The following is an 11566-nucleotide window of genomic DNA, read 5'->3' on the forward strand; positions in this document are numbered from 1 at the left end:
TAAATTTGTCGTAAGCTGTCGTAAATTCTAAAATATAAATTTCATCGCTTTTTCAAATTCTCCCATCTGTTCTATCTTAAAATCTTCTGTTGCATCTACATATATATCCATTGTTGTACTAATATCAGAATGACCTAGAATAGACTGCATTGCTTTTGTATTTATATTTTGTTCATTAAGTCTTGTAGTAAAGGTGTGTCTGAAAATGTGATTGCTTAAATGTGGAACTAATAGAATATCATTAGAGTTCGATTTATTTTTATCCATTATACTTAAATTGCAATCTCTAACAATTCTTCTCAAAGCTTTATTAAGTGTTCCATTATTGTGAACCTTTCCGAATCTATTTAAAAATACAAAGTCTTTAAATCCATCGATTGAATCACAACATTCGATTCCAAAAGTCTTTTGTAACTCTCTTTCCATAAGAAAAGCATCTTTTACTTTTTGAACCATAGGAATACTTCGCTTACCTGATTCTGTCTTCGGTGTATTAATAGCATACCTATTGTTTAATCCTTTACCTTTACTATAATATACCAAAGTCCTGTTTACATTTATAAGACCATTATCAAAATCTAGATCGTCCCATTGCAATCCTGTGACTTCTCCAACTCTCATTCCCGTCCAAAGCATAACAATGAATATTGGATACCATTTTTTATATTCATCACTATTAGATAAATATTCTTCAAATATCACCTGTTCTTCTATTGTCATGGCTTTTTTCTTCGGAGATTCATTTCGATAAGCTACTTTCAATTCCTTCAAAGCATTGTCAGACGGATTAAATCTTATATATTCGTCATCCACTGCTAATTCTAATACCTGATGTAAGACAGTATGAACACAATCTATAGTAGAAACCATTAATCCTTGATCTTCCTTTAATCTGTTATAAAAACTTCTAACATCAGATCTTTTAATATCAGATAGTTTAATACGACCAAAAGTCGGTTCTACAAATTGTTGATACATATAGATGTAATTTTTAAAGGTATTATCCTTTAAACCTCTTTTAACCTTTGTCCATAGCTTAAAAGTATCATTTACAGATAAGCTACTTCCTTCGTTGTTGATTCCATCTATAGTATTGCGTAAAATATCTAATTCCTTTTCTCTTAATTCTTTTAGAGTTTTCGCATAGATAGATTTTCTACGACCTATTTTGTCTTGCCACTTAAATTCATAAGTGCCATTTGACCTTTGATATTCACCGTCTTTTAAAACAACCCCTTTACTATCTTTGCGTCTTTTTACCATAAAAATTCTCCTTTTTTGATAAAAGACACGCTATAATTATTATACCGCATTAAGCGTGTTTTATATATAGTTTTAGATTAAATAGAGAACTGTCTATTTAAATATTCTTCCATTAACTTTTTCTTAATAAGACGCTTACTACCATTAAATAATACAAAATCGCAATCATTTTCATCCGTTAATTGTCTAACTTTATCTTGACCAATATTAAAATATTCAGATGCTTCTTTTAATGTTAGAAATGCTTTCTCAGAAACACGAACACCTTTTATATTTTCGTTAATCATAAATCCTCCAAATAATATATTTAAAATATTTATTTTAATATTTTTAAAGTTTTTTGACATTGACAAGTGCCTTGGATTAGCAACATAGGAATCTCACCTCCGCCTCTGTTCAGGATGAGCCGGCTTCAACCTTAGAAGTATCATTATCCTCATTTTCTTCATAGCGAATAGGGTATCCCTCCCTATATTCAAACTCTTACTTATCGCTCCCTTTCTTCTTCCCTTGCTTTTGGCTTAGCAGTACTTGTTTTGCCGAATTATTCAGCAGAAAGATCTTGGCGGATAGGTTATTACGCTCCAAAAATGATTAATGTCTTGTCTTGGTCTATTCAATTGTTAAGGTTCAAATATTGTTTAAATTTCTTTTAAAATAGAAAGAGGACAAAACTCCCCTCACTTTATAAAGGAAAATTTGCCCTCTTTGGTAACCAGAAACTATATTTCTTCTATAAATTTCTTTAGTTTTTCTAAAATCTTATCTCGCCTTTTTATTAAAGCAGGATGTGATATATTTTGAGTCTTTGCTACTGCACGAAGTGTTTCATCATTGAAATATAATCTTTCAATTATTTCTCGTTCATCATTATTTAACTTTGACATTGCATTTCTTAGTGCTTCAATCATCATTTGTGTAGCTACAACTTTTTCAACATCAACATTTTTATCTTCTAGATTATCTACAAAATTCCCATCGTGATTTAGAGACGAAAAAAAAGAGCAAGTGGTTTTTTCTGTCCACCTGCTCTAAATACTTTTCATGTTCTCTTTCCCGCCAGTAGACTTTGTAAATATCCTCACTGACTTTGACCTTTTGTCCGCCTACATATAGATAATATTCTTTTTTCATTTTGAAGTCCTCCGTTTCTTTTGACTGACTGTTTTTCAGGCAAAAAAAAGGAGGACTTCTACACTTAGGCATACGAAGTCCTCTAAAACAGAAAATTAAAAGTATTTTACTAACTGCACTTGATTGTTTCAGTTTGCATATGAAACAATAATCTGCTATAAAGATTATAAAAAAGAGGAATGTTTTGTTTCTTTGGTATTTCTAACATTAGATGTTTAGATTCTTTCATATTTGTTTCCTCCATTTTATCAATAATCTAAATAGTCAGTATTTTTATCTTCTTTATACATAATTGATTTTTATTCATTTTTTTAGTTTCTATTCTATCAAATAGTTTGATAATCTCAGAATCAGAAAATCCTAAGACATATAGTTTTTCAAACAATATTTTTGTTAGCCTGTTCAAATGCTGATTTCTTAACTCAATTATTTTCTTCTCACTTTCAATAACAAAATATCCTTTACTTCCACGACTAACAATTAGTCCCTGTTTCTCAAGAACTTTTAAAGCTTTTTGAACTGTTGCAGGATTACATCCCTCCCTCTGTACTAAAGCCCTTATAGGTGGCATCTGTTGTCCCGGAACATAATCGCCTCTTAAAATAGACACTCTTAACGCTGAAGCAATTTGCAAATATAGATATACATTCATTTATTTTTATTTTTTCTTCCTCGTACGAATTTCCAATAAGCAGAATACGGAATAACCGTAGTAAACAGAAGATAATATTTATTAGCAAACATATCGGGGATTCCTTTTGCATTGAAATGAATAGGAATTTTCTCTGGGAGAAATATGCAAATAATAAATATTACAAACATCATTCCTATCAGCACTAATACATCTTTCAAAAATCTTTTTTTCATGGCAAATCTCCTTTCTATTTGTCAATAGCTTTCTATTTTCCTAAAATTTATCTAACCACCTTATAACTTCTACAAATGTATCCCTATTAATTGAATAATAGATATAATTTTTATATCTACTGTCGGTAATTAATTTACTCTTTTTTAATAAAGATAGATGATAAGATATAGTTGCTTTTTCTAATTTAAAATGACTTGCTATTTCTCCAGCAGTTAAATTTTTATTAGAAATAATTAATAAAATATCCATTCTAATGGGATTTGATAGGGAATCAAATATTCTAACTAAATCTATCATCTTTTATTCCTGAAATATTGCAAATAAACTTAATATTGAAATAAACACCATTATATCTTTTAAAAATTTTTTTCATAGAACATCTCCTCCTTAAACTAAAAATTTAATCTACAAGTTTTTATATAAACGCCACCCGCAATAACGAGCAAAATAAGTGCTACTACCAATAATGTAGGTACTATAGAAAAATGCAAAAACCAATGAAAAAGAATTGGTATAACTAATGCAGCCATTCCAATAATTGCAGATACAATAACAGGCATACTCTGTTTTACTATCATCATCTCACTTTCCCATTCAAAGTTGGGAAATTTTTTATTCAAAGAAATTCCAATCACTGTTATAAAAACGGAATAACAAATAGGAACAATTATTAAGCTGATGGTTTGAATAATGTCCATATCAAGCTTTAGCAAAAATATAAACACAGAAACAATATATCCAATTAAATGAAGCGTAAGATTTACTGCAATCTTAGAATTTAAAATCGTTTTTACCCTAATAGGAGAACTTTGCAAAATCCAAACATTTTTACCTTCTAAAGATATGGAAAATGCTGCCGGACAACTAAGTAAAAACATTGAAGCAATACACATCGGAGCAAAATTTGAAAGATATTCATTAACATTTTCGATTCCCGAATATTCCCCTATTTGTTGTAAAGAATTAAAAAGAAGAAATATGCTGAAAACACATAAAAGTATTACACCAAGACCTGCATTCAATACTGCCATATATGAATTTAGAAACAGTCCCATTTCTTTTTTATATAGGGCAAAAAATACTGATTTTCTATTATTCGAATTTTTGTTGTCAGAATATCTTGTTGTTGTTTTAGCAAGAGTATTAAGCAACCCATACTTCAATGAAACCACTTTGGCAAATATATAAAAAAATACTATTGAAAGAACAATAAATAATCCTACTCCAATGTAAATTGGAAAATTATAGTATTCCATAAATAGCTTAGATAACGGGTACAATCCGGTAATTTGCTTAGAAAGCATAATCGCAATACTATTTTCATTACCTGATTTCATAGCTGACACTGCAATATATCCAATTATCCCTATCATTGCAAATGAAAAAATTAAAGCAATAACATTTTTTCTCTTAAAGAAAGATGAAGCAACAACAATAATGATTCCCATACATGCTGCTATACACATAGGTATCAACGGAACAAAAATTATGGAAGTAAAATACAATATAATCTGTAATGCATTTAAACTTCCGTTTAACACCCAAACAATTCCCCCCGGAAGCATAAACATCAATCCTATTAAAAAATTCAATAAATACATAAACATAAACTTGCTGCTTATAATATCCGAACTTTTTACAGGCAATGACAAAAGATTTTCCATATCACGACTGCCAAATAAAATCCCATTCGAATAAAATATTGTCAAAAATAATATTGCAAAGCTTGATACCGATACCATATATGCCGGTATCAACTTCTGCTGTCCCAGTTGTACCAATGTTTTGGCTGTTATGATATTATAAACAAAGAAAAATATAGCAAGAGTTATTATTCCAAAACTTGCAATAACAATCGAACTTTGTTTTTTATTTCCCGGCTCTTTCATTTCGTTGATCGGAAAGAAATTTATCAATTGTGCTCTAATTAGTATCCAAATTTTGCTCATTATCCTGCACCTCCATGAAAAAAGTTTCCAAAGATTTATTGCCTTTGACTTCTTCTGTATTTCCGCTCGCAATTAACTTTCCATTTTTTATAATTGCAATTTTATTACATAATTTTTCTGCAACATCCAATACATGTGTTGAAAAGAAAATAGCTCCTCCATCTGATACGCATTCGTGCATTATTTTCTTTAGTAGAAAAGTTGCTTTCGGATCAAGTCCAACAAAAGGTTCATCTAAAATTAGTAACTTTGGAGAATGCACCAGTGCAGAAATAATCGCCGTTCTTTGCTTCATGCCATGTGAATACGAAGATATCATTCCCGAAAGATGTTTCGTCATTTCAAACAAATCGCCGTATCTCTGAATTCTTTCTCTGCGTATTTCAGTAGAAACTTCAAATAAATCAGCAATAAAATTGATGTACTGAAATCCTGTCAGATGTTCATATAAATCCGGATTATCCGGAATGTATGCCATTATTTTCTTACAAATAACAGGCTCTTCTTTAATAGAATGCCCGTCAATCGTTATACTTCCATTCTCAAAATCATGAATTCCAACTACCGCTTTTATCGTTGTAGTTTTTCCGGCTCCATTTGCACCAATGAATCCATAAATATCTCCAGACTGTACTGAAATGGATAAGTTTTCAACAGCCTTTTTGTTCCCATAGAATTTACTAAAATTCTTTATCTCTAACATAATTTCCACCTCCATTGACAATTTGTCAGTTATTCCTTGAAATAAAACCGATAACTTGTGTATCAGTAGCTATCGGCAAATTATTCTCCTTGCAAACATTCTATTCTTTTTTAATTACTAAAGAGCTTTTTCGTATTTAAGCTTTGTTCAAGCATTATCTTAAATGCATTTAAGTAGTTATCAACAGGTTCTTCCTTTAAATATCTTATACTTATGTTATTTGAAACAAAAACATAAGCTGTCATAAGCAACTCTGCTGTTTCTAATGGATATTTTACAGAAAAAACTCTTTCCATTATTCCTTGATTTATAATCTTTTCAAAATATATTGTCAGTTTTTCAACAAGCTTGTGGGATAACTTATCTATCATATATTGATTTTCTTTAAGGTCAATTGTTTTTTGTAGCACTGTACCCTCTGCTGAAATATTTTCTGAAGATATAATTGTAACATCTATAAATGATCTGATTTTTTCTATGGCAGTTTTATCTTCATCATAAGCAATAATATAAATATCTTTCAGTAGTCTATCTGAATATTGTTCTACAAGACAATATAAGATATCCTCTTTATTCTTAAAGTGATAATATAACAACCCTCTTGATATATTTACTTTATCAACTATATCCTGAGTTGTTGTATTAGTATATCCTTTCTCCATAAAGAGTATCATTGCAGCATCCATAATCTCTGCACGTCGTATTTCAGGTTCTTTTACATCTCTCATTTTATACCTCCTATTTAAAGGATATCACGCAACTGACATTTTGTCAATTGCGTTTTCTCATTTCTCTTGAATTTTATGGTATAATATATTTACAATTTTAGAAAAATGCTTAATGCTTGCTTGACTTTTGTAGCAAGCACAGTAAGTGTACGGACACTTACGAAAAAATTAATGGAGCAGCCCTTTACGGAATGCTCCATTTTTTTATTTTTTACCTTGTTAGGGAGAGCCCTAATACCCCGAAATATATTTTATAAAGGAGAATAAAATGGCAAATAGATTTAGAAATGAAAGAATAGAAATAAAACTTACTAAAGAAGAAAAGGAAGTTTTTGAAAAGAAAATGAAACTTGCTAATTGCAAAACTATGTCTCACTTTCTTAGAAAGTGCGTATTAGAAAAAGATATTTATGTAGTAGATTTAGAACCATTCAGAAACCTACAATGGTTACTTTCAAATGCAACAAATAATATAAACCAGATTGCAAAAGCAACTAATACAACTGGTGTTATTTACAAAAATGAAATTGAATCTATGAATAATCAGATAGAAAAATTATCAAGAGAAATATGGCAGATCCATTCCCTACTTCTTAATAAATCAAAAGAAAGTTCTGGTGATTAGTATGGCAATTACAAAAATACATCCTATAAAATCAACTCTAAATTTAGCAATAGATTATATAACCAAGAGTGAAAAAACTGATGAGAAAATCTTGGTATCTTCATTCAAATGTCATCCTTCTACTGCCCATATTCAATTTATGAAAACACGAGAAGACAATGATACTAAAGGTACAGTTTTGGCTAGACATTTAATTCAATCTTTTCTACCAGGAGAGGTTGATCCTATAAAAGCTCACGAGATAGGAATGGAATTATGCAAGAAAATTTTAAAGGAAGATTATGAATTTGTTCTTGCAACTCATATAGATAGAGGACATATTCATAACCATGTTATTTTTAATAATGTTAATTACAAGACTGGTAAATGCTACCAGTCTAACAAAAAAACTTACCATAAAATCAGGTATCAAAGTGATGAATTATGTAAAGAAAATAAACTTTCAGTCATTGATGAATATTATGAAGCTTACAAAAGAAAATATAAAACTTCTGGTAAATCCTGGTATGAATATGAACAAAACAAGAAAGGAAATTCTTGGAAGTCTAAACTTCAATTTGATATAGATAGAATGATTAATAAATCTAACTCTTGGGAAGAGTTTTTAGAAAATATGAAATCTCTTGATTATGAAATTAAGTTTGGTAAGCACATTGCTTTTCGTCATAAAGATAAGCAAAGATTTACAAGAGCAAAGACTATCGGAGAAGATTATACCGAAGAAAAAATCAAAGAAAGAATAGATTTAGCTATTAATAATAAAGCTAATCCTATTAAAAAACGTGTAGGAAATGTTATTGATATATCTACTAATGAAAAAGTACAATCTTCTAAAGGTTATGAAGTTTGGGCAAGAAAACATAATATAAAAACAATGGCTGACTCGATAATTAAGCTTAGAGAACAAGGAATTAAATCAATTACACAACTCGATGATCTTATTAAAAAATCTGCAGATGATAGACAAGACTTGTTAGATGAAATAAAGAAAATTGAAACTGAAATGAAGAGTTTATCTCAGGATATGGAAAATATAAATACTATAAATAAGTATCGTGAAATATATAAATACCACAAGAAAAATCCTGAAGATAAGCAGTTTGCAGATGAGTATTATAGCGAACTTTCCGTCTATAAAATAGCCGCTAAAGAAATTTTAGAAAACTATAAAAAGCTACCAAATACAAAAGAAATACTATCCAAACTTGATGAATTGCAAGAAAAAAAGAACACCCTTATGCAAGAGTATTCTTTGAATAAAGAACAATTTTCTGACCTAGTTAAGTATAGGAAAAACTATGAAAATTATTATGGAAAGGAGGTGGAGAGATAAAAAGCTATAAGCGGATAAGCCTATAGCTTTTTTAAGATTATTTACAAAATTTTACTCTAAACTTATCCTACTAGATGACTAGCAAACATTACTATAGGAAGTAATAAGATCAAAAGGACATTTAACGCCATAAAAAACTTATCCTTTTCCTTTACCCAAAATATTAAACCTATTAGTCCAATAATTGGGCAGACAAACATTAAAGTGAGTCTAGTTGGTCTAAGACTTGTATAGCTTTCAAATATTTCTACTGTAAGTAGGTAAGAAATAACAAATATTACAAGTCCAAGTAGAAATATCTTCTTGCTTAATTTCTATTTAATAAATACTCCTCTTTCTTTGAAATTATTCTGTTCTAATCAAATCAATTGTTGGTCTGTCTAAAATTCTCTTTAGTGAAAAATTATAGATTAGTAAGTTGATTGCGTATACCACAATAGAAAATCCAAGAAATAATTTATAGTCATAATATCTTATTAATATATTAAGACTTAAATTAGGAGCTATACGAGATATTACAAGCATGACTCCTAATGTGGTTATTCCCGCAACAATAAATGATTTTATTTGCTCTTCTATAAACTCTTTTCGATAAATATTCTTTAACTCATCTACGTCCATACCGCATGAATAAAGGCTGCCAATTTCCTTCTTTCTACTCATAAGACTTAAATTAATGGATGAATAACCATTTGTCACATTGAGAATAAAAATAATGAAAGCCATCGCAAATGCGACTTTCTTTAAAGATTCTAGATCACTTTTTCGATTCATTTCAATATCTGCTTTTGTGTTAATATCGTACTTTTCATTTGGCATTATCGATTCTCTTATCTTATTATCCAAATAATCCTTTACACTTCTCACCTCAGAGTCTTTTACATTCATATTTAATACATACGGAGCATTAATAAATTCTTCATCTTTTGACTCATCCATAAGTTGGAAGAAGGTATCGAAATCTGTGTAGATTTTTACATAAAATGGTAAAGTTATTGAATCATAGTTTCCCAAATCATCTATAGTTTTAGAAATTTTTATACTTTTTTGAAAATTCTCCCCTATCTGTAAGTTTATATCTTTCGGATTATTAAAATATGGTATTTTATTTGCTTTAGCTACTGGAGTGTTTGGATTTTCTTGTACCATATTATAAAGAATAAATTCTCCCTTACTTGCCCCCAATTTACTAAAGTCTTCATCTTCTAAAGCTATAAGCATCCCATTCAACTGGCTTGAATGACTCTTTTTCAAATCATACTCTAACTTTTGATCCAAAGACTTACTAATAGATTCTTTGGACAAATCTAAATCATTATCTATCTGAATATAACTTTCTTTTGAAATATAGGACTTATCATTTGGAATTTCTCGCTGAATTTCTTTAAAAACTTTAGGAACTCTCTTATTTTCACTATAATAACTAGCTATTACATTGTAGCCTGCATCATAGTAAGAAAAATCTCTGTTATATTTAGTCACTGTAATAATAATGACTAAAACAGAAATAGTTATGACACCAATAGCAGAAATATAACGCTGCGATTTAATACTATCAAGATTGTTTAATTTTAATTCTTTCCATAAATCCCTAGTTCTTTTTTTCTTAAAACTATCAAAGTCTAAATTTCCCTTTATACCTTCAATAATAGATATTTTTGAAACTTTCTTTGCTGGTTGAATAATAGAAAATACTACTACTAAAAGAGCTACTATGACAATTGCTAGGCTAAGTAGAGGACTAAAATAACTAGATACCAAGTTTTCGACCCCTTGATCAATCTCAAGATGCCTAAACAATTTTAAGATAAGACAGTATCCAAAGATATGTCCAATTAATATAGGTAGAACAGATAGGAAAATACCTTCTTTTAATAACAACAAGTATATCTGAAAATCTGTAGTACCTATAGACTTATATACAGAAAGTTCCTTGATTTTCCTAAACGCCCACACCTTGAATATATTTTTTACAAAAAATACAAATAGTAATATAGCACCTATTACAGAAAGAATAATTCCTAATTCAGTTAAAATATTATGGGGAAAGTCATACTCAACACCGTAATAATCTATTAAATTAGAATTGAAAGTTAAGGGAACATCTCTACCTAATTTTTTATTGATTTCATTTTGTAGATTTACTTTGTTATCATAAGCCTTTTCAAAAGAATTAAACTTTAATGCTACTTTGCCAGGATCATTTTCATTTTTCAGTGCTAAAGCATAATTAACTCTACTGTATTTATTATAGACATCTTCATAAATTCCAACCACCTCAAAGTCTTTACTAAAACTAAGATTGTAAGACTCCTTATCAGTAAAAGTACTTATGGCATCTATCTCTTTACCCTCTATTAGTCTATGCCCAAAATCAAGCTGTATTTTATCTCCTAATTTTAGCTTATTTTTTTCGACTAGACTTTTCGATAATACTATTTCTCCATCACTTTTAGCAAAGTGTCCTTCAAGTAAATCTGAATGCTCTCTCATTTTATTTATATCATTATCTTGATAATTTACGGCAATCAAATCATTCTTGTACTTTGCCGATTCAGGGTTTATGGACATTTCACCTACAAATTCTATATTATTAACATCTTTTATTTTTTCAATATCATTACTTGTTAAGTTCCCTTCAAGTTCTGCATCATAAAAATTTACGGTCATGAAACTTTCATTATTATATTTAACAATTGTATAACTATAATAAAAAACCACAGTAAAAAATAAACTTACAATAAATAAGGAAATAAAAATAGGAAAATTCTTCTTATTCATTTCTTTCATCTCCTACAATTTTTCCATCGACAATGGTAATAATACGATTTGCTTGTAAGGCTATTTCTTCATCATGGGTGATTAGGATAATCGTCTGTTTTAAGCTTCTATTGAAATATTTAAAGATTTCTATAATTTCCTTAGAATTTTTCCTGTCTAAATTACCGGTCGGTTCATCCGCT

12 protein-coding genes and 2 pseudogenes are annotated in these 11566 nt (G+C 29.2%); 2 read left to right on the forward strand and 12 right to left on the reverse strand.

The annotated features are described in order from the left end of the window. Positions 1 to 27: 27 nt before the first annotated feature. The 9 genes and pseudogenes from HMPREF1252_RS06595 to HMPREF1252_RS06635 all read right to left on the reverse strand — a co-directional run bounded on the left by HMPREF1252_RS06595 (position 28) and on the right by HMPREF1252_RS06635 (position 6645). Positions 28 to 1263 (reverse strand): tyrosine-type recombinase/integrase, encoded by a 1236-nt coding sequence (locus HMPREF1252_RS06595; RefSeq protein WP_023059810.1) that lies wholly within the window; start codon positions 1261 to 1263, stop codon positions 28 to 30. Positions 1264 to 1340: 77 nt separating this feature from the next. Continuing rightward, positions 1341 to 1550 carry an excisionase gene (locus HMPREF1252_RS06600; protein WP_009345237.1) on the reverse strand — a complete coding sequence of 70 codons (210 nt, stop codon included), beginning with the start codon at positions 1548 to 1550 and terminating at the stop codon, positions 1341 to 1343. 435 nt (positions 1551 to 1985) lie between these two features. Continuing rightward, a pseudogene (locus tag HMPREF1252_RS06605) lies at positions 1986 to 2397 on the reverse strand (sigma-70 family RNA polymerase sigma factor). Between the two features lie 256 nt (positions 2398 to 2653). Then, positions 2654 to 3049 (reverse strand): GntR family transcriptional regulator, encoded by a 396-nt coding sequence (locus tag HMPREF1252_RS06610; protein WP_023059891.1) that lies wholly within the window; start codon positions 3047 to 3049, stop codon positions 2654 to 2656. Then, the gene (locus HMPREF1252_RS06615) at positions 3046 to 3264 is read right to left on the reverse strand and encodes a DUF1648 domain-containing protein (protein ID WP_036739994.1); all 219 of its coding nucleotides are present in this window, start codon (positions 3262 to 3264) and stop codon (positions 3046 to 3048) included. Before HMPREF1252_RS06615 ends, HMPREF1252_RS06610 begins: the two co-directional genes overlap by 4 nt. 40 nt (positions 3265 to 3304) lie before the next feature. Then, complete coding sequence (locus HMPREF1252_RS06620; RefSeq protein WP_023056444.1) at positions 3305 to 3562, reverse strand: metalloregulator ArsR/SmtB family transcription factor; 258 nt, start codon at positions 3560 to 3562, stop codon at positions 3305 to 3307. 95 nt (positions 3563 to 3657) lie between these two features. Further along, entirely contained in the window at positions 3658 to 5214 is a 1557-nt protein-coding gene (locus HMPREF1252_RS06625; protein WP_023059822.1) for a hypothetical protein, read from the reverse strand. Continuing rightward, entirely contained in the window at positions 5189 to 5917 is a 729-nt protein-coding gene (locus tag HMPREF1252_RS06630; RefSeq protein WP_000889773.1) for an ABC transporter ATP-binding protein, read from the reverse strand. Before HMPREF1252_RS06630 ends, HMPREF1252_RS06625 begins: the two co-directional genes overlap by 26 nt. 110 nt (positions 5918 to 6027) lie before the next feature. After that, a complete protein-coding gene (locus HMPREF1252_RS06635) occupies positions 6028 to 6645 on the reverse strand; it encodes a TetR/AcrR family transcriptional regulator (protein ID WP_002838505.1) in 618 nt (205 codons plus the stop codon). Positions 6646 to 6913: 268 nt separating this feature from the next. On the opposite strand from HMPREF1252_RS06635, the gene HMPREF1252_RS06640 reads away from it, so the two are divergent. Together HMPREF1252_RS06640 and HMPREF1252_RS06645 are read left to right on the forward strand one after the other, a co-directional pair. Continuing rightward, positions 6914 to 7270: a plasmid mobilization relaxosome protein MobC gene (locus tag HMPREF1252_RS06640; protein WP_023059854.1), complete on the forward strand. Its 357-nt coding sequence runs from the start codon at positions 6914 to 6916 to the stop codon at positions 7268 to 7270. A gap of 1 nt (position 7271) precedes the next feature. After that, positions 7272 to 8603, forward strand: a complete 1332-nt coding sequence (locus tag HMPREF1252_RS06645) for a relaxase/mobilization nuclease domain-containing protein (RefSeq protein WP_023059934.1) — start codon at positions 7272 to 7274, stop codon at positions 8601 to 8603. Between the two features lie 62 nt (positions 8604 to 8665). Here the strand turns inward: HMPREF1252_RS06645 and HMPREF1252_RS09930 are convergent, their stop codons facing one another. The 3 genes and pseudogenes from HMPREF1252_RS09930 to HMPREF1252_RS06655 all read right to left on the reverse strand — a co-directional run. Continuing rightward, positions 8666 to 8902, reverse strand: coding sequence for a hypothetical protein (locus HMPREF1252_RS09930; protein WP_081695939.1), 237 nt, complete (start codon positions 8900 to 8902; stop codon positions 8666 to 8668). A 46-nt stretch (positions 8903 to 8948) separates the two neighbouring features. Next, positions 8949 to 11384 (reverse strand): FtsX-like permease family protein, encoded by a 2436-nt coding sequence (locus HMPREF1252_RS06650; protein ID WP_023059759.1) that lies wholly within the window; start codon positions 11382 to 11384, stop codon positions 8949 to 8951. Continuing rightward, positions 11377 to 11566: pseudogene (locus HMPREF1252_RS06655) on the reverse strand (ABC transporter ATP-binding protein); the annotation flags it as partial. The gene HMPREF1252_RS06650 and the pseudogene HMPREF1252_RS06655, both read right to left, overlap by 8 nt.

The sequence above is a fragment of the Peptoniphilus sp. BV3AC2 genome (assembly GCF_000478945.1).
GTDB lineage: Bacteria > Bacillota > Clostridia > Tissierellales > Peptoniphilaceae > Peptoniphilus_B > Peptoniphilus_B duerdenii.